Origin of the sequence: Azomonas macrocytogenes, from assembly GCF_014191985.1 — a bacterium.
Classification (GTDB): Bacteria; Pseudomonadota; Gammaproteobacteria; order Pseudomonadales; family Pseudomonadaceae; genus Azomonas; species Azomonas macrocytogenes.
Genome location: NZ_JACHXI010000001.1, coordinates 247,365 through 266,087 on the forward strand (window position 1 = coordinate 247,365; position 18,723 = coordinate 266,087).

The following is an 18,723-nucleotide window of genomic DNA, read 5'->3' on the forward strand; positions in this document are numbered from 1 at the left end:
GGCCACGCAATACCGACGGACTCTGTCTCAGTTTCTACGCCAGAATCGCGCGCTTTCACGCAAGCCGTGCAACTCATCGAACTCCCCCAATTCGAAGGTCAGGGCACCTTTTTGCGCCGTGTCATAAAGCTGCATGCCAGCCGCCGTGGCGCGCTTGAGTACATCGGGATGAGGGTGGCCGAAATTGTTATGCAAGCCACGGGAAATCAAACCTTTCTCGGCGGCAACGGCAGCCAGGAACACAGCGGAAGAAGCGCTGCGACTGCCATGATGTGCCAGTAACAGCCAACGCGAAGTCAGATCCAGACCCGACGCCAGCAGCGCTGCCTCGGCTGGCCGATCGATATCGCCAGTCAGCAACAGGCGCTCACCCTTGGCCTCGACCATCAGCACACAGGATGCTTGATTACTGTTTTTGAAATCACGCCAACGCCAGAGCGTAAAGCGGACCCTGTTCCATTCCCAACGGGCGCCGGACTCACAATTTCGCGCGTGCAAAGATGGAGGCAATCGCTCTACCTCACCACTGATAACCGCGCGTATCGGCATCGACCTGGCAACCGCTTCGGCACCACCGGCATGATCCATATCGGCGTGGCTCAGCAGCAGCATGTCCAGACCGTCGACCCCCAATGAATACAAGGACGGTGCAACCACGCGCTCGCCTATATCGAAATCGCCATGGCGCGGCCCAGCATCGTAAAGCAATGCATGCTCGCGGGTGCGTATCAGCACGGACAATCCCTGCCCCACATCCAACACCCAGACCTGTGCGTTTCCGTCAGCAGGCAAATGTCGATCAGCAAAGAATAGTGGCAAGCACAAGACGAGGCCCAGGCTGCGCAATGGCAGACCAGCTGGAAGCAGCAGCATCAGCACGCCACATGCGAGCAGCAACCATTCCAATAATGAGAGGCTCGGCGCTAGCCAGGCCGGTTGCCAGTTGGCAATCTGCTGTAAGAGATCGAACAGCCAGGCCGAGAACAGGCCGGCAAGCCATAACAGGGATTCGCCCAGGCCGGGTATGGGCAAGAGCACTGTTCCCATCAACGCCAAGGGCACGACCAGAAAACCAACCCAAGGCACAGCCAGCAAATTGGCCAACGGCCCTGTCAGACTCACTGGCAACCCCAGCCCCAGCAGCAAAGGCAACAATCCCAGCGATGTGGCCCACTGGGCGCGTGGCAGACCTTGCCACCAGCGCCAGCTTCCAAGACGCCCAGCCAGGGTCAGGGCCAACAGCGCGACCGCACCGAAAGACAGCCAGAAGCCCGGCTGCAAACTGGCCAGCGGCTCGAACAATAGAACCAGATCCAACGCGGCCAGCAGCGGCAACCAGATCCCCAGATGGCGAAAACGCAACCGCCAGAGCAAGACAATCGCGACCATGACACAGGCTCGCCGGACCGGAACCTCGAACCCGGCCAACCAGCCATAAGCCAGCGCCCCAGCCAGCGCCAACGCACAGGCCCAGGGTAGCCAGGGCAGCTGCTGCGGCCAGAGTCCGCGCCGGACAAAAGCCATGACGACCAGGAAAATCAAGCCAGCCAGCATACTGACATGCTGACCGGAAATGACCATCAGGTGCACCGTGCCGGTCTCCTGCAAGACTCGCCAGTCCAGGCTGGACAGGCCGGAGTCGTCGCCAACCACCAAGGCAGCCAGGGCGCCTTCCCGACCATGGGCCTCTACCTTCATCAACCTGGTGCGTAATCCATCACGCAAGCCCTCGATCGCTCCAGCCGCCTCGAGCAACTCTCCAGCCTTGACCGTTCCGGTGGCACCGATACGGCGCGCCAGCAACCAGGCTTCGTAATCGAAAGAGGCCGGATTGACCAGGCCATGCGGGCTTTTGAGCCGAGCGGCCAAACGCCAGCGCTCGCCGGCAGCGACCGGCGGACCGTCATACCAGGCCAGACGCAGACGCGTCGGCAACCCTGGATGCCGGGAAGTCACACTGTCAAGCTCGAAGCGAACGACACCATCACGCCTGTCCGGCAGGCCTGTCACCCGACCTTCCAGCCAGAATGTTCTACCTGAAAGCTCATCGGCCAGAGTATCGTCCAGTGCCCAGTGAGCGCTCAGGCAGGCCCAGCAGAAGCCCAGCCCCAGCAGCCCCAAAGGCCGAAGCCGATCGAAAAACAGCAAAACCCCCATTCCCGCTGCCACCAGCAACAGCATCCAGACAGGTGGCAAACCAGGCAACAACCGCAGCAAGGCCAACCCTGCAGCCAGCGCCAACATCCCTGTGCGCATAACGACTCCCGGAATCCATTCCAAGGATCGCGGCGAAACTCCTATCGCCGCCCCTTATTTTTCGAACGCTTTAGCCCGATGTATTCACAAACAATCAGCGGGCAGCACCGGGCGATTCCGCTCAGAGCTGCACATCGCGACTCAGAATTTCAGTTCGAAGGCATCCGCATCCTGATAGGCCGGAAAGCGTTGACGGAACGCTGCCAGATCGGCGCCTTTGAGCGTGACATGAAAGACTCCGTCGGCATCGCCGGGTGCGACCAAAGGATCGCCATGAAAATCCAGCACCTGGCTATCGCCGCTGTAAGGATACTCATTGCCATCGCTGCCTATGCGGTTTACCGCTGCGACATAACAGAGATTTTCGATGGCTCGCGCCGGCAGCAGGCGGTTCCAGGCATTGCGTCGGGCAGCCGGCCAGCAGGCGACATAGATCAGCAGATCGGTATCATAGGGATCGCGGCTCCAGACCGGGAAACGCAAGTCGTAACAAACCAACGGGCGCACATGCCAACCCTTGACGTCGAGCAGGACACGCCGCTCGCCAGCGGCATAGTGCTTGTGCTCGCCAGCCATACGGAACAAATGACGCTTGTCGTAATAAGTGAAGCTGCCATCCGGGCGCACCCAGTACAGCCGGTTACGGTAGCTGCCATCGCCGGTCCGGATAATCAGGCTGCCCACGACCACGGCACTCAGGCGCTTCGCCTGATCCTGCATCCAATGGCGGCTAGGGCCATCTTCAGCTTCGGCCAGCGTGGCAGCATCCATGGAAAAACCGGTAGTGAACATTTCCGGCAGGATCACCAGATCCGCATCCTGCACTCGATCCAGCAAGCTGGCGAAATGGGTATGGTTGGCTTGTACGTCCTGCCAGACCATGCTGGTCTGCACCAAAGCCAGTTTCAAATCGGGCAAGGCACTCAAATCACGCATGTTGATCTCCCTTCAAGGCAAACCCCAGGCAACCGGAAACGGTCTCTCGGGTTTCATACTCCATATAGCCTGTCGGCAGCCTGACGCAATGTCTCCTCGCGTTTGGCAAAGCAGAAGCGTACCAAACGCAGATCGGCAGGCGGCTGCTGATAAAACACCGAGATGGGAATACAGGCCACGCCATGCTCACGAGTCAGCCATTCGGCCATCGCCACATCATCGAGATCGGGGCGGATCGCCGAATAGTCGGCCAGTTGGAAGTAGGTACCGGCAGCCCGGGTAAAAGTGAAGCGGGACTCAGCCAACCGGTCGCAGAACAGATCGCGCTTGGCTTGATAGAACGCTGGCAGCTCGTCGACGTGTTCGGGATACGCGGCCATGTAATCGGCCAGCGCCCACTGCAACGGCGTGATACCGCAGAAGGTGACGAATTGGTGAGCCTTACGCAATTCGGCGGAAAGTAGCGGTGGCGCCACTACGTAGCCGGTCTTCCAGCCGGTAACGTGGTAGGTCTTGCCGAACGAACTGACCACATAGGCGCGTGCGTAGAGCTCCTCGTGGGCCAGCACGCTGGCGTGGCACACGCCATCGTAGACCAGGTGCTCGTAGACCTCGTCCGCGATCAGGTAGATGTCGAAGCCGCGGATTAGCGCGGCCAATTGGTCAAGCTCGGCGCGGGAAATCAGTGCGCCGCTGGGGTTGTGCGGGCTATTGAGCATGATCAGCCGAGTGCGCGGACCGACGGCGTCGGCCAGGCGTTGCCAGTCGATGGAGAAATCCGGCAGGGCCAGCGGTACATGCACGCAGCGCCCGCCGGCCAGCTCTACCGAGGGCTCGTAGCTGTCGTAGCAGGGATCGAGAACGATCACCTCGTCGCCTGGGCGGACCAGCGCCTGCACCGCACAGAAGATCGCCTCGGTGGCACCGGGGGTAATGGTTACCTCACTGTCCATATCAACCTGACGGCCATAGCTGCGGGCGATCTTCGCCGCGACCTGCTCGCGCAGCGCCGGCAGTCCGGTCATCGGTGCGTACTGATTGTGTCCGGCCATCACGTGACGGCCGACCGCCTCGCGCAACGCCTGCGGCCCGTCGAAATCCGGGAAGCCCTGGGACAGGTTGATCGCCCCGCTCTGCGCGGCGAGCTGGGACATGGTGGTGAAGATAGTGGTGCCGACGTTGGGCAGTTTGCTCTGGATCATGGCTTCGGGCTTCACGGACACGCGACGGGCGGAATCCCGAGAATAGCCGATCCATGAGCGGAAGTGATCACCTTTGGAGCGCGCGGCGAGCAGAGCGCCTGGGCTATCCTGTAGCCTCACGGCATACCCGCACCCAATGTGCGCTACACGGACACCTTCGCGAGATAAGGACGCCTCATGAGCAAAGCCCAACGCCTGTCGGAAAAATGGTTCCGCCTGGCCCTGTGGTGCATCGCTATCGTCTTCGCCAGCTTCCTGATCGGGCTGGGCGGTGCCTTGATGAAAAACCTGCCGCTGGTCGAACACACCCTGCAAAGCGAGGACTTCATCGAGCGTCCCGCCGCCGAGCAGGCACGCGCGACGATCCAGCAGCAACGCCAGCTCGCCCTGGAGATCCGCGACGCGCTGGATCAGGCGCAACTGAAACTGGAAGCGGCCCGCCAGGACAGCCTGGCTTCCCGCGACAGCCTGAGCGCCTGGCTGGCCAGCCGCACCGCCACGCAACAATCGGCCAGGGACGCCGAACTGATGCAACGCACCGAGGCCCTGGAAAAGCTGAAGATCACCGAACGCGCCGCACGGGCCATAGTCGAGGCCGAGCGACAACGCCTGCTCGACGCTCAACAGGCCGAAGGACGCGCGCAACAGCGCCTGGACGCCCTACAACGCCAGGCTGATGAACAGCTACAGGATGCGCTGCAACGCCAGGAACTGCGAGTGTTTGTCTACCGACTGGCGCTGACCTTGCCTTTTCTCGTCGCCGCCGGCTGGCTGTTCGCCCGCCAGCGTAGAAGCACCTGGTGGCCCTTTGTCTGGGGATTTATTTTCTTCGCGCTGTTTGTCTTCTTCGTCGAACTGGTGCCCTACCTGCCGAGCTATGGCGGTTATGTGCGGCATGCCGTGGGCATCCTGATCACCGTGCTGGTCGGCCGCCAGGCCATCGTCGCGCTGAATCGCTACCTGGAGCGACAGCGCCAGGCTGAGACCAAACCCGACGCCGAACGGCGCCAGGAACTGCCCTACGACACTGCACTGGCGCGCCTGGGCAAGAACGTCTGCCCCGGCTGCGAAAGAACAGTCGACTTGAACAATCCGCAAATCGACTACTGCCCGCACTGCGGTATCTGCCTGTTCAATCATTGCGAGCACTGCCAGCAGCGCAAAAGCACCTTCGCCCGCTTCTGCCCGGCCTGCGGCACCACCGCCACACGGCCGTGATCGTGGCCATCCCGACGTTTGCTCACAGCCGTTTCGCAGGTGCCCTCACTCAGCATCCGGCGAACTCACTTGTATTCATCCGACGGCCGTCAGATAGTTTCAGCATGAACAGCAAGGCCTTTCGAAACCGCAAAAAAGTTGTAGGGTGGATGGACGAAGCCATCCACCGTTTCGCACCTCCGAGGTGGACGAGCAAAGCGTCGTCCACCCTAACCGATCTGACCGTTGTTGAAGCTGGTAGACCGGGCCCCGGGCCATGCCAGACTGGGTGAAATTCGCTGTGACGGATCAGTAATAGCGGTATATCGATGGCGGGTTGCACCCGCTCTACAAGGCTTAAAAGTTCCAACGAGTAGTCAATATGAGATTACGTGGATCGCCATACTCTTGCGTGCTATAGGTACCAATATTGGTGAAATAGTGTTTATCAAATAGATTGGTAATATTGAGGGTTGTGGATAAGTTTTCAGTAAACTTGTATTGTGCCATTAGACTTGCGAGCCAATAAGGATTCTGATGGTTTTGTACTGTTCCCTGAATCGGATTGGTAACGGCTTGCCACGTTGAACCATGGTACTCAGCGCCGCCCCCAATCATCAAACCATTTAGTTTTCCTGAAAGCTGATAGGTTGTATAAAGCTTAAACAGATCCTGGGGTTCAAAGGTGGATACTTTTTCGCCAGTATCGTCCTGTCTGCTGATTTTATGAGTGAAACCGGTTTGAATGTTCCAGCGAGGGAACAGCTCCCCGGACAGTTCCATTTCAAAGCCCCGAGTTTTGGCTTTTGCAGTTGTATAAATCTCTCGATTGGCAGTGATATCGTAATCGGTGTATATGGCCCTATCATCTTCCCGAATTTCAAAATAGGCTATGCTGGCATTCAAACGGCCATTGAACCACTCCCCCTTAAGACCGGCTTCATAGCTGTTGCCTCTATCGGCTTTGAGAATTTGATCATTACGGTCCCGAAGGTTCGTGGGCATAAAAATCCGCGTATAGCTAGCATAGAGTGAGTAATTGTCGTTGAGGTCGTAGACGATACCGGCGAAGGGCGTCATTTCCCCTGTATCCCTGACGTTATAGTCACGGGTCATGTGATAATTGGTGACCCGAGTGCCGGCAATCACCGCTAGATCATCGGTGGGTTTGAAACGGAAAGTGATATAACCCGCCCTCTGTTGGGTAAGTTGATCTACGTGGCGAGAGGGCCGGCCCCAATCTGGTTTTTGGATTTCACCAGTCCAGGCGTAATAGTCGGGAATAGTAGTGGTTCCAGAAGTCGTATAATTCCACCAGTCCTTGCCTTTCCAGTGGTTGCGGTAATAGCTGACTCCCAGGACCAGTTCATGCTCGCGGCCAAACAGCTGGAAGGGACCGCTGGCATAGGCCTCGGCCGCATGGCTTTTCGTCTTGCCCCGAAACTGGCCCGCAGATAAATAGCTTGAGTTGCCATCGCTGACATTGGGCCTACCATAAGCTGTACCTACCTCCGAATCATAGCCATTAACTTGAAAGGTATAATAAACCCGTGACTTCCAGCCATTATCATAATCGCGGTCCCACTGGGTAAAAATCGATTGGCTGTATTGCTCATGAGCGCTCCACTTGGCGCCAGTATTGAAGGAGCGGCCGGCGTGAGTCCTGTTGCCTTCGGAGTCATATATGGCTATACCGGCCTGTCCAGAGCCGGTGGGTATACTTTTATTGTAATCGAACCCTATCGTCCACATGTCCTGAGGCGAAAGGTCGAACTCCATAATCCCATAATAAGCCTTGTTGATGCGCTTGTAGTGGTCCAGGAAGGATTGCTGGTCTTGGAAAGATCCCGCCAGCCGACCCCGAATGCTACCGCTTTCGTTCAAGGGGCCGCCGACATCCACTTCGCCACGGTAGTTATCCCAGCGGCCTACATTTCCCGAAAAATGACCGGAAAATTCATAAGTCGGCTTTATTACGGACAAAGTTCAGTGTGGCTCCCGGGGTACCCGCGCCAGTGGTCAAGCCGCTGGCACCCTTGATGACCTCGATGCGGTCATACATGATCGTGTCGCTCGTGTTGAAGCCTGAAGCGTAGGCAGAGTTGTTCTGGATAGGAATGCCGTCGTACTGGTAGTTAGTAATTGGGAAACCTCGGGCATAGTAGCTATTGCGCTCACGACTAAAGGTGGTGCGGCTAATACCGGGTGTCTGGTCCATCACCATGTCAACGTTGGTGAGGTTGAAATCATCCATATGCTGCCGGGTGACCACAGTGACGGTTTGCGGGGTTTCCCGAGGGGTCAGTACTAGCTTGGTGGCTGAAGCAATGACGCCAGGCGTATAGGACTTGGTGTTTTCTGTGATTGTCCCGAGCTGGTTATCGACCACCGTCATCATGTCCAGACCCATCGCCCCTCCTCCACCTTGGGCGGAAACCGTATAACTGCCGTCATCGGTTTTCTGCATTGTCAGGTTCGAGCCGCTCAACAAGCGCTGCAAGGCCTGCTCGATGGTCAGCGACCCTCGCAGTGCCGGGGCGCGCTGGCCTTCGGCGATATCGGTGGCGAACAGGATGCGACGCCCCGTCTGCCCCGCCAAAGCGTTGAGGGCCTGGTCCAGCGGCTGGGCCGGAATATCGAGTCTGTAGGCTGCCTCTTGCGCGTGCACAGCGGAAGCCAGCAGCAGGCTGGTGGCGAGCAGGCTCAGGCGCCTGTGTCGTGGATGTCGTTGCGCGACTATCTTGCCCATGAATTCCCCCAATTGAACGGTAAATGAGAAAGTGTTCTCAGGGGGTTGGCGTTTCAGCCAGGGGCAATGTTGAGGTCTATTTGAAAAGAATTCTTATTCTCTTGACGGTGACTGGAGATCTCAGAGCCAGTTCAAAGTCTCGCGAGCTAAGGCCAGACAAGGTGAAAATGGCTGATGGCAACGCACATCAGGGTGAGAGCAGATCCTGGTTTTTGCATCTCAAGAAGCCTGGAACACCTCCTCCAGGCTCGCCGCATCCAGCAACCGATCCGCCCAGCGCTCCAGCTGTACCGTATCGGCCTGCGCCAAACGCTCCTGCACCACCTCCGGCAACGGTCCGAAACGGCGAGTGAGCTGGCGCTGCACGGTAGCGACGAGCTGCTGGCGGCCTTTTTCGAGACCCTGCTCCAACCCTTCCTTACGCGCCGCCTTCAGTTCGCTGATTTCGTCGCGCAGGGCGCGTTCACGGACGAAGGCCAGGCGCTTGGCTTCCTCGTCGGACGATAGCTGTTCGAGTTGCTGCATGGCCTGCCGCACGGGTTCGTGGGTAACGTTGCTCATGATGGAGTCCTCCTGCCAATGTTCGAAGTAGGTGATCCAGTTCGCCAGCCGGGTCTGCCCACTATGCAGGCGGTCGGCCTTGGGCAGTTCGATCAGGTGCAGTTGCAGGGCGTTCCCCAGGGCTACCTCCGGGCACAGGCGGTCGCGCAGTTCGAAGCACCAGTGGGCCTGAGTGTGCTCGTACAGTTCGAAGTCCAGCAAATGGATGCCGATCACCGGCTTGAGGGTGCCGTAGTCGTCGCCGGTCTTCAACTGGTTGGCCAGGGTTCTCGCTAAATAATAGGTGCTGCGCGGTATCCAGTCGGCATGGCGGCGCACCTGCATCTCGATATTATAGAAACGTCCGTGCTCGTCGCGCGCCAGCACGTCGAGAACGATGAACTTGCCGTGCAATTCGGCAGGGTCGATGCGTGGGTTGAGCACTTCGACGATTTCGATGGGCGGCTCGTCGCTGCGCACGGCATTGATCAGGTCGGCCAGTAGTTCGGGAGAGTCGGCGAACAGGCGCTTGAAGACGAAGTCGTTCTTGGGGTCGAGCAGTTGCAGCATGGCGTCACATCCTTGTGAAGTAGAAGTTTGTTTCTCAAGAGTCGTTAGTAAAGCCTGACCTCCACCGACCTCTAAAGCCAGCACGAACCACACAGACTAACGCACGCCATGAACCACCACCGTCCCATCGCTCCCGCGAGCAAGACTGACCGGCAGAATCGCCGGTAGCAGGTCGATCAAGGATTCGATGGCATTGGTGTCATATTCGCCGGAAACGCGCAGGCTGCCGAGGCGGGCTTCGTCGAGGCGAATCGGCGCCTGGCGGTAGCGCTGGATATCGGCGATCACTTCGCGCAAGGGGGTGCCATCGAAACGCAGCTTGCCCTGCTGCCAGGCAGTCACTGCGTCCGGGTCGATGCGGCGAGTAGTGCTGATGCGCTCGCGGCTGGCCTGTACCTGCTGGCCAGCTTCGAGCAGACGCGCCGGTGTTTGCCCGTTACTCACCTCAACGGCCCCCTCGACCACACTGACGACGACACCACGGCTGTCGCTGCGTACATTGAACACGGTGCCGATGTCGCGAACGTGCACACCCTGGCTGCGCACGATGAGCGGCTTGGGCTCGTGCACCACGGTAAAGGTGGCTTCGCCCTGCACCAGTTCCAACCGCCGACTGCGCAGGCGGCTTTCGATACGCAGGTGGCTGCCGGTATTGAGGATCACGTCGCTACCATCGGCCAGCCGGGTCGTGCTGCGCTGGCCGATGGCCGTGTGGATGTCCTCGGTATGCCAGGCGGGATCGAGTATCCAGATGCCACCCGCCAACAACAGCATCAGCAGCCCTCCTGCTGCGCTCTGTTTGCCGCGTCGACGCTGGCGGGCGGTCTGTGCCTTGGCTTCGGCCAGCAGTGCCTCGCGCGAAGGGACGCGCTCTCGCAGAGCTTCGGCAAATGGCGCCAGCGCATCGTCCTTATCGGGAGTCGATTGCTGGTGGTGCTGGGTATGCCGCCCGGTAGGCGGCTGCGGAGAATCGGGGGTGGACACGCTCAGTATTGCCTGGGCCGCACAGCGCGTTGCGCCGGCTCCCAATGAAGGACGATGGCACGCATGGCGCGACTAAAATGCTGGGTCACCATGTTGAGCGAGATCCCCAGTTCGTCGGCAATCTCCCGCTGCGGCATGCCATGGATGCGGTGCAGCAGGAAGATCTGGCGCGGGCGCGCTGGCAAGGCTTCGATAATGGCCAGCAGTGCCTTCAGTTGCTGCTCGAAGTCGAGTGCCATGGCACCATCGCAATCGTGGCTGCGGTTGTCCGGCAACTCCGCCATACCTTTGAAGCGGGCGTTACGAGCACAGTCCGAGCGGCTACGATCAATGGCTCGGTTGAAGGATACCCTGCGCAAAAAGGCGAACGGCTGGGCGATGGGTTGTTGCGGCGACTTTTCCAGGAGTTGGACGCAGACATCGTGTACGACATCATGGGCAAATTGGCTGCCGCTGAACCGACGCCGAATGTATTCGACCAGATCGTCGTAATGCAGCGCCAGGGTATTCATCAGGTCATCGGAAGGTGATGAGTCCCGACATGGTCGGAGACTACGAACGGTACCGCGCCGCCGACCCCGGGTTCACCTGCAGCCCATGGCCACAACAACCTGCAGATCAGGTTTGAGCCAGGCTCAGCGCTTCTTGTCCCTACGCTTCTTCTCGGCCTTTTTGTGGTGGCTCATCAACCGGCGCTTCTTGTTCACCTGGCGATCCGTCAGCGTGTTCTTCTTGCCTTCATAGGGATTCTCGCCACCCTTGTACTCGATACGAATCGGCGTACCGACCAATTTGAGCACTCGCCGATAGGTGTTTTCCAGATAGCGGGTATAGGACTTGGGTACCGTATCGACCTGGTTACCGTGAATCACGATCAGCGGCGGGTTGGCACCACCCAAGTGCGCATAGCGCAGCTTGATTCGTCGACCGTTGACCAGCGGTGGCTGGTGCTCCTGCACTGCGTCTTCAAGTATCTGCGTCAGGCGATTGGTAGGCCAGCGGGTTACTGCCGAAGCGAAGGCGGCCTGCACCGATTTGTAGAGGTGCCCTACTCCCGTGCCGTGCAGCGCCGAGATGAAGTGAATATCGGCAAAATGGGCGAAAAGCAACCGTCGCTCGAGCTCGGTCTTTACATAATCACGCTGGCCAGGCTCCATGCCGTCCCATTTGTTCAGCGCAATGACCAGCGCACGACCAGTCTCCAGTACGAAACCAAGCAGATTGAGATCATGTTCGACCACGCCTTCCCGGGCATCCATGACGAAGATGACCACGTTGGCATCCTGGATCGCCTGCAGGGTCTTGACCACGGAAAACTTTTCCACTGCCTCGAAAATCTTGCCACGACGGCGGACGCCGGCGGTATCGATCAGCGTGTACTTTTCTTCATTACGCTCGAAGGGAATATAGATACTGTCGCGCGTGGTGCCCGCCTGATCGTAGACAATGACCCGCTCCTCGCCGAGCATGCGGTTCACCAGCGTGGACTTGCCGACATTCGGGCGGCCAATGATGGCGATCTTGATTCCATCTTTTTCGCTCGGTCCGGGAACTCGCCTGGGCTCCTCGCCCTCCGTAACCACAGGCTCTTCGTCTTCTTGTTCTGCATCACCGTCTTTGGGAAAGATTCCCAGTGCGGCCTCCAGCATGGCCTGGATGCCACGCCCATGGGCTGCCGCGATCGGCAATGCATCACCTATTGCGAGCGGACTGAATTCGGCTCGAGCGATTTCCGGATCGACCGTATCGACCTTGTTCGCGATCAGGAAGGTACGTTTGTTTCGTTTGCGCAGGTGTTCGGCGATCATCTGGTCGGCGACAGTCAGCCCGGCGCGCGAATCCACCATGAACAGTACGGCATCGGCTTCCTCGATTGCCTGCAGGGACTGCCCGGCCATCTTGGCGTCGATGCCCTCTTCATCGCCGGAAATTCCCCCGGTATCGATGACGATATAGGTACGTCCCTGCCATTTGGCTTCGCCATACTGGCGATCCCGGGTCAGCCCGGCATACTCCGCGACGATGGCATCGCGTGTCTTGGTCAAGCGATTGAAAAGAGTGGATTTGCCGACGTTCGGCCGCCCCACCAGGGCAATCACGGGAACCATTCGGCTCTCCAGTTTAGTCTCTCGGAAAATACAAAGGCCGCTGCCAGAAAGCAGCGGCCAAACCTTTTGCGATAACTGCCAATCCGAATAGGGTCAGGCAATCAATCGTCATGTCCTAGCGTTAGCGCAACCAGATCGCCATCATTTCCAAAAGCATACAGCCAGTCACCTTCGACTATCGGTCTGGCCCGCACGCCGGAGCTGTCGATCTTCACTCTTCCGACGAAACGCCCATCGATCTGGCTGAGCAGATGCAGATACCCCTCCAGGTCACCAACCGCAATGTAGCTGGAAAAGGACGCTGGGGCGGAAAGCTGGCGACGAGCCAAGGAGTCGTTGCTCCATAGAACCGTAGTGGAACGCTCGTCGATGCCCTGCACGGTGCCATTGGCAAGACTCAGGTAAACGCTTCCATAGCCTTGCGCCACACCGACATAACTGGAAGCGTCACGCTGCCAGAGCAGTCGCCCACTCTGCAACTCGAAAGCTGCCACATTTCCCTGATAAGTCACCGCATATAGCGTACCGCCGGAAAGCAGCAGGCCGCCATCGATATCGACAACACGCTCGAGTTCCGAACGTCCTTGCGGAATAGCTACGCGCTGTTCCCAGATCGGTAACCCACGCTGGGTATCCAGAGCCACGATCCGGCCGGTGGAAAGCCCGGCAATCGCCAACTGATTGGTCAGCATCGGCGCACCGGTACCACGCAAGGTCAGGAGAGCCGGCGGATTTTCATACGCCCAGCGCTGGCTGCCGCTACCAATTTCCAACGCGATCAGGCGATCATCGATCGTCTGGACCAATACCATATCGCCGTTTATCGCCGGCGGTGCCAGCACTTCGCTATGCACCTGGCTGCGCCATTTCTCGCTGCCATCGCTGGCATCCAGGGCAATGACATCACCTTTCAGCGTGCCCAGCAGAACCAGGCCATAACCGGCACTGACGGCACCGGAAACAGGCTCTTTGAGCTTGACTTGCCAGACAGTTTTTCCGGTGAAGCGATCCAGGGAAACGACGATCCCTTTGTCGTCCGCGGCATAGATCTGGTTCCCATAAACCGCTGGCACCAACAGGTTGTAGATTTCACCCTGGCCTTCACCGATCGAAGCGCTCCATTGCTCTTCCAGAGTGATTTCGGCCTGCAGATCTGGCAGCGGAGCAGGCGGCTCCTCCTTGGAGCTGTTGAACATGTCGTTGATGAAGTTGGTGGGGCTACAGCCACTGACAGCCATCGCCAGGAACAGCACGGCGGCTATCCTGCTACGCATCTGTTGCATGCTCCCCATTACGGGCCAGGTCATCAAGCTTCATTTGCAAGGTACCCAGCGCCGCATCTGGCGTCATCATTTGCTTGGCCCTGCCATAGGCGGCATAGGCTTCATCCTGACGACCGAGCTGCAGCAACAGATCTCCCTTGAGTTCTTCGCGACTGCCCTGGAAAGCCGCATCGGTTTCCCCTTGCAGCAGATCGAGCCCACGCTGGGGTTCGTTGCGGGCAGCCAATATCCGGGCAAGACGCTGGCGCGCAATTTCAGCCAGTGTCGAATCAACCGGTGCATCGACAATAGCTTGCAGCTCTGTGCCGGCATCGTCCAGACGACCGGCATCGACCGCTACCTTGACCAGGAACAGGCCGGCATACTGGGCATAGTGGCTACCGGCATGTTCTTTCTTCAAGGTACTAGCCAGGCGCGCGACTTGCGCAGCGTCTACATCGCCATCCTTCAACACCGCATTCAGCAACTCCTGGTAAAGCACCGAGGCATTTTGCGCTTGCTCGAGTGTGTACTTCTGCCAGTACTGCCAGGCGAATACGCCGACCAGTGCGAGTACGCCACCGATCAGCAGAGGCTTGCCGTTGCGTTGCCACCAGCTCTGCATCTGCGCGTACTGCTTTTCTTTGTTCTCCGAAGTCACCTGTTGCTCCTTGAAAATGATTCGCCTCTATCAAGCGTGCTCAATGGGGTCGATGAAATACGATCGGCAAGATGCTCGGCCAGGACGCTCCAGGCAATGCTTTGCTGTTCATCCTCCTGACGCAGCGGCTTGACCCCGACGACCTGGGCCATCACTTCATTTTCACCAAGAATCAGCGCATAGCCGGCTCCACTCTTGTCGGCCTTCTTGAACTGACTCTTGAAACTGCCGCCGCCAGCATTGACGAGCAGCCGCAAGCCGGGAAGCGCATCGCGTAATCGTTCGGCCAGTTTCAGCGCAGCGAGCTCTGCCGTCTCGCCGAAGGCACAGATATACGCATGCGGCACAGGCTCCAGCGTCGCAGGTACCAGACCAAGGGTTTCCAACAAGAGCACGAGGCGCTCGATACCCATACCGAAACCGACTGCCGGTGTCGACTTGCCACCGAACTGACCGATCAGGCCGTCATAGCGGCCACCAGCGCATACCGTCCCCTGGGCGCCAAGCTTGTCGGTTACCCATTCAAAAACCGTACGACCGTAATAATCCAGCCCGCGAACCAGACGAGGGTTGATTTCATAAGCGATACCCAAAGCATCGAGTCGAGCTTTCAAGCCATCGAAATGCAGGCGCGATTCTTCATCGAGATAGTCGACAAGCAATGGCGCCTCGACCAGCAAAGCCTGTGTCTGGACATTCTTGCTATCGAGAATCCGCAACGGGTTGGTGGAGAGCCGCCGCTGGCTGTCTTCGTCGAGTTGATCGAAGCGCTCGGTCAGGTAACCCACCAGGGCTTCACGGTAGATCGCACGCGATTCGCCGGAACCCAGGCTGTTCAATTGCAGGGTGACAGCATCGGCCATGCCCAGCTGCTTCCATAGCCGCGCCGTCAGTACGATGAGTTCGGCATCGATGTCTGGCCCGGGCAGGTTGAATACCTCGATACCAATCTGGTGGAACTGGCGATAACGGCCCTTCTGCGGTTTTTCGTAACGAAACATCGGCCCCATGTACCAGAGCTTCTGTACCTGCCCGCCCCCAACGAGGCCATGTTCGAGAACCGCTCGCACACAACCGGCGGTTCCTTCCGGGCGCAAGGTGAGAGACTCCTCGTTACGGTCGAAAAAGGTATACATCTCCTTGTCGACCACATCCGTGCCCTCGCCAATGGCACGCGCAAAAATGTCGGTAAATTCAACCAGAGGCAGACGAATCTCGCTGTAGCCGTAGCTTTGCAACAGTTTGCTGAAAGTACTTTCCAGATAACGCCAGGCCGGTGTTTGCCCAGGAAGAATATCGTTCATGCCACGAATGGCTTGCAGGGTTTTGCTCATGCGCATCCTTAAATCAGCTGCGGGCGATCAGCGCCGCATCGGCCTGCGCCTTTTCGGCAGCCTTGTGTCGAATCAGTTGCTCCAGCTCGACCACCAGGTTGTCGCTGGCCAGTTTCTGTACCGGCTTGCCATCGATATAAACGAGGTTGTTGGGGGTCCCGCCGGCAAGGCCAATATGGGCCTCTTTCGCCTCGCCAGGGCCGTTGACCACGCAGCCGATCACCGCCACATCCAGCGGGATCAGCAGGTCCTCCAGGCGCAATTCCAGTTCGTTCATGGTCTTCACCACATCGAAGTTCTGTCGCGAGCAGCTGGGGCAGGCAATAAAATTGATACCACGGGAGCGCAGGCGCAACGACTTGAGGATGTCGAATCCAACCTTCACCTCTTCGACCGGATCGGCCGCTAGCGAAATACGGATGGTATCGCCAATTCCTTCAGTGAGCAGCATGCCCAAACCTATCGCAGATTTCACCGTACCGGAGCGCAGCCCACCCGCTTCGGTAATTCCCAGGTGCAGCGGCTGCTCGATTTGCGTAGCCAACTGGCGGTAAGCCTCGACAGCCATGAAGATGTCAGAAGCCTTCACACTCACCTTGAAATCGGGGAAATTCAGGCGGTCGAGGTGATCGACGTGGCGCAATGCGGATTCAACCAGTGCCGCAGGCGTCGGTTCACCATATTTCTTCTGCAGATCTTTTTCCAGAGAACCGGCGTTGACACCGATACGAATCGGAATGCCTTTATCGCGTGCGGCATCGACGACTGCTCGAACTCGATCCTCACGCCCGATGTTACCGGGGTTGATCCGCAGGCAATCGACACCAAGCTCGGCTACACGCAGGGCAATCTGATAATCGAAATGGATATCGGCCACCAGCGGCACCCGGACCTGTTGCTTGATCCTGCCGAAAGCCTCTGCCGCGTCCATCGACGGGACAGAAACCCGGACAATATCCGCTCCGGCATTCTCCAGACGGTGGATCTGCGCAACGGTCGCTTCGACATCGCAGGTTTCCGTATTGGTCATACTTTGCACGCTGATCGGTGCATCGCCACCAACAGCTACATCACCAATCTTGATCTGGCGGGAACGACGGCGCTTGATGGGAGATTCACTATGCATGCTCATTCTCCAAGCTTGAGGCTGGCGGTCTCGCCGCGAATGTAGGGGGTAAGATCCACAGGATTGCCGTTGTAGGTTAGCTGCAGTCCTCGAGCAAAACCGATACGCAGACTCAGCGGTGGCTTGCCCTGCAAGGATCGCGAAGCACCGGCGCGCACCAGCGCGTTCAACAGAACACGCCCATCCGCATCGGTGACCCGAGTCCAGCAATCGGCGGTATACACCAGTTCGAGCAGGGCTTCTCCAGATGTTTCGGCCGCAGTCTGTCCAACCGTTGCACCATCAGCCTGGGCCGGAGGTACGTGCTGCCCAAGTACAGGAGTAGCAGTGGGGTTGGCAAGGACGGACACTGAAGGTGGCGAGCCAGCAGGCGCACTGGAAACAGTTGGCGATATCGGTGCAGGAAGCACTGGCCTGGATGGTAGTTGCTGGGTAGCGACATTACTGTCATTTGCCTGGCCCGGAATGTCAGGCGGGGCATTCAACGGCAACGGGGTCTGCTGGTTTTCTGCAACAGCCTGATCTTCTGGCTCGTCGAGAGAATGAATCTGGGTAGTCCCATCTGCACCCTCGACCTCGATATGGCCAAGCGATGTACTAGTCTGGCTCCCCTGCCCCGTCAATTTTCCTTCCTGCCACAAGAAGAAGGCACTGCCGCCCAAAACCACCAGCAGGACAAAGGTCAATAGTCGCAAGCCAATGGAAGACAGGCGTGCGGGCTCTTCGATATTCCCCAGGCTGTGTACCTGGCTACCTTTGGCGTCGGTTCCGGTATAGCGGTCAAACTCTTGCACAAGGCGCGCCTGATCGAGTTGCATGAGCTTGGCATAGGCACGGATATAACCACGTGCAAAGGTATGCCCGGGCAACTGGGAAAAATCCCCAGCTTCGATCTGCCGCAAAAAGCGCTCGGAAATATTCAATTGGAGAGAAACCACGGATAAGGCCACGCCATGGCTCTCACGAGCACTGCGCAGAATTTCACCCGGATTGACAGGCCCCGCCGGTGCCGAGGCTTCGGATTGCGGCGCGTTCATCGTTGCTCCGATAGGTAGGTTTTATACTCCGGCGAAGCCGGATAGAGACGCTTGAGGCGCAACACCAGATTCGCGCTTTTGTCGCGCTCCTGGAAGATATCGGCCAGATGGACTCCCAACAATAGACTGCGAGCGTTCTGCTCGGACAATTCGGTAAAATTGTCGTAGTAACGTTTGGCAGGCACATACTGCTTGGCGTTATAGGAAAGCGTGGCAAGCTCCAGCAGGGCACTGGAACGGCGATTATCGAGGCGTAGCGAGCGCACAAAATAATTTTCCGCGTCTCCGGTTCGCCCCAACTTCAACTCGGTCAGTCCCATATTCTCGAAAACCCTTGCCCGCTCGGGGTAAAGCGGATCTTTCGATGCCTGCTGAAAGCGCTCGAAAGCCTCTTTATAACGTCCTTGTTCATAAAGAAAACTGCCGTAATTATTGAGAATCCTGGCGTCATCGCTGTAGGACAGTGCTTGGCGATATTCCTGATCGGCCAGCTCCACCTCCATTTCAGTCTGAAAAACCAGAGCCAACGCTGCATGTGCATCGGCACTTTTCGGATCCAGTTCCAGCGCTTTTCGCAAAGGCACCTTGGCTCGCGCCGTCATGCCTTCGTGCAGGTAACCGCTCCCCAGCTGAATATAGGCATCACGGGCATCGTTACGGCCCCGCTCGGTCGTGGTGGGGTCACCGCCGCCACTCGATACACAACCGGCGAATAGACACAGGATCAAGGGCAGTACCCAGCGCAGGCTCATCAGTTGCTC

The 18,723-nt window shown here is 58.3% G+C and carries 14 protein-coding genes and 1 pseudogene; 1 reads left to right on the forward strand and 14 read right to left on the reverse strand.

Translation table 11 applies throughout. The features are described from left to right. Positions 1-27: 27 nt before the first annotated feature. From FHR87_RS01185 to FHR87_RS01195, 3 genes are all read right to left on the reverse strand, one after another. Positions 28-2,256, reverse strand: a complete 2,229-nt coding sequence (locus FHR87_RS01185) for a DNA internalization-related competence protein ComEC/Rec2 (RefSeq protein ID WP_183164863.1) — start codon at positions 2,254-2,256, stop codon at positions 28-30. Positions 2,257-2,397: 141 nt separating this feature from the next. Continuing rightward, positions 2,398-3,192, reverse strand: a complete 795-nt coding sequence (locus tag FHR87_RS01190) for an amidohydrolase (RefSeq protein ID WP_183164864.1) — start codon at positions 3,190-3,192, stop codon at positions 2,398-2,400. A gap of 53 nt (positions 3,193-3,245) precedes the next feature. Beyond that, positions 3,246-4,394 (reverse strand): pyridoxal phosphate-dependent aminotransferase, encoded by a 1,149-nt coding sequence (locus FHR87_RS01195; RefSeq protein ID WP_183165121.1) that lies wholly within the window; start codon positions 4,392-4,394, stop codon positions 3,246-3,248. A gap of 177 nt (positions 4,395-4,571) precedes the next feature. Between FHR87_RS01195 and FHR87_RS01200 the strand changes: the two genes are divergently transcribed. Then, positions 4,572-5,612 carry a zinc ribbon domain-containing protein gene (locus tag FHR87_RS01200; protein WP_183164865.1) on the forward strand — a complete coding sequence of 347 codons (1,041 nt, stop codon included), beginning with the start codon at positions 4,572-4,574 and terminating at the stop codon, positions 5,610-5,612. Between the two features lie 336 nt (positions 5,613-5,948). Here FHR87_RS01200 and FHR87_RS01205 read toward each other — a convergent pair. From FHR87_RS01205 to pilW, 11 genes and pseudogenes are all read right to left on the reverse strand, one after another. Next, a pseudogene (locus tag FHR87_RS01205) lies at positions 5,949-8,340 on the reverse strand (TonB-dependent siderophore receptor). Between the two features lie 219 nt (positions 8,341-8,559). Beyond that, positions 8,560-9,450: an Rpn family recombination-promoting nuclease/putative transposase gene (locus FHR87_RS01210; protein WP_183164866.1), complete on the reverse strand. Its 891-nt coding sequence runs from the start codon at positions 9,448-9,450 to the stop codon at positions 8,560-8,562. 96 nt (positions 9,451-9,546) lie between these two features. After that, positions 9,547-10,350, reverse strand: a complete 804-nt coding sequence (locus tag FHR87_RS01215) for a FecR family protein (protein ID WP_183165123.1) — start codon at positions 10,348-10,350, stop codon at positions 9,547-9,549. Positions 10,351-10,436: 86 nt separating this feature from the next. Further along, the gene (locus FHR87_RS01220; RefSeq protein WP_183164867.1) at positions 10,437-10,946 is read right to left on the reverse strand and encodes an RNA polymerase sigma factor; all 510 of its coding nucleotides are present in this window, start codon (positions 10,944-10,946) and stop codon (positions 10,437-10,439) included. Between the two features lie 123 nt (positions 10,947-11,069). Further along, positions 11,070-12,542, reverse strand: coding sequence for a ribosome biogenesis GTPase Der (der, locus tag FHR87_RS01225; protein WP_183164868.1), 1,473 nt, complete (start codon positions 12,540-12,542; stop codon positions 11,070-11,072). A gap of 101 nt (positions 12,543-12,643) precedes the next feature. Continuing rightward, positions 12,644-13,816, reverse strand: coding sequence for an outer membrane protein assembly factor BamB (gene bamB, locus FHR87_RS01230; RefSeq protein WP_183165125.1), 1,173 nt, complete (start codon positions 13,814-13,816; stop codon positions 12,644-12,646). Further along, complete coding sequence (locus FHR87_RS01235; RefSeq protein ID WP_183165126.1) at positions 13,809-14,429, reverse strand: tetratricopeptide repeat protein; 621 nt, start codon at positions 14,427-14,429, stop codon at positions 13,809-13,811. The genes bamB and FHR87_RS01235 overlap by 8 nt, the downstream gene beginning before the upstream one ends. Positions 14,430-14,461: 32 nt before the next feature. Continuing rightward, the gene (hisS, locus tag FHR87_RS01240; RefSeq protein ID WP_183164869.1) at positions 14,462-15,799 is read right to left on the reverse strand and encodes a histidine--tRNA ligase; all 1,338 of its coding nucleotides are present in this window, start codon (positions 15,797-15,799) and stop codon (positions 14,462-14,464) included. A 13-nt stretch (positions 15,800-15,812) separates the two neighbouring features. Further along, positions 15,813-16,925 (reverse strand): flavodoxin-dependent (E)-4-hydroxy-3-methylbut-2-enyl-diphosphate synthase, encoded by a 1,113-nt coding sequence (gene ispG, locus FHR87_RS01245; protein ID WP_183164870.1) that lies wholly within the window; start codon positions 16,923-16,925, stop codon positions 15,813-15,815. Between the two features lie 2 nt (positions 16,926-16,927). Next, entirely contained in the window at positions 16,928-17,962 is a 1,035-nt protein-coding gene (locus FHR87_RS01250) for a RodZ domain-containing protein (RefSeq protein WP_183164871.1), read from the reverse strand. Further along, entirely contained in the window at positions 17,959-18,714 is a 756-nt protein-coding gene (gene pilW, locus FHR87_RS01255) for a type IV pilus biogenesis/stability protein PilW (protein ID WP_183164872.1), read from the reverse strand. Before pilW ends, FHR87_RS01250 begins: the two co-directional genes overlap by 4 nt. Positions 18,715-18,723: the final 9 nt, after the last annotated feature.

Coding starts and splice junctions, on each gene's coding strand:
- hisS (WP_183164869.1), bottom strand. CDS start 15,799: ATGAGCAAAACCCTGCAAGCCATTCGTGGCATGAACGATATTCTTCCT.
- bamB (WP_183165125.1), bottom strand. CDS start 13,816: ATGCGTAGCAGGATAGCCGCCGTGCTGTTCCTGGCGATGGCTGTCAGT.
- ispG (WP_183164870.1), bottom strand. CDS start 16,925: ATGCATAGTGAATCTCCCATCAAGCGCCGTCGTTCCCGCCAGATCAAG.
- FHR87_RS01220 (WP_183164867.1), bottom strand. CDS start 10,946: ATGAATACCCTGGCGCTGCATTACGACGATCTGGTCGAATACATTCGG.
- FHR87_RS01250 (WP_183164871.1), bottom strand. CDS start 17,962: ATGAACGCGCCGCAATCCGAAGCCTCGGCACCGGCGGGGCCTGTCAAT.
- FHR87_RS01210 (WP_183164866.1), bottom strand. CDS start 9,450: ATGCTGCAACTGCTCGACCCCAAGAACGACTTCGTCTTCAAGCGCCTG.
- FHR87_RS01195 (WP_183165121.1), bottom strand. CDS start 4,394: ATGATCCAGAGCAAACTGCCCAACGTCGGCACCACTATCTTCACCACC.
- pilW (WP_183164872.1), bottom strand. CDS start 18,714: ATGAGCCTGCGCTGGGTACTGCCCTTGATCCTGTGTCTATTCGCCGGT.
- FHR87_RS01190 (WP_183164864.1), bottom strand. CDS start 3,192: ATGCGTGATTTGAGTGCCTTGCCCGATTTGAAACTGGCTTTGGTGCAG.
- FHR87_RS01200 (WP_183164865.1), top strand. CDS start 4,572: ATGAGCAAAGCCCAACGCCTGTCGGAAAAATGGTTCCGCCTGGCCCTG.
- FHR87_RS01235 (WP_183165126.1), bottom strand. CDS start 14,429: ATGCAGAGCTGGTGGCAACGCAACGGCAAGCCTCTGCTGATCGGTGGC.
- FHR87_RS01185 (WP_183164863.1), bottom strand. CDS start 2,256: ATGCGCACAGGGATGTTGGCGCTGGCTGCAGGGTTGGCCTTGCTGCGG.
- der (WP_183164868.1), bottom strand. CDS start 12,542: ATGGTTCCCGTGATTGCCCTGGTGGGGCGGCCGAACGTCGGCAAATCC.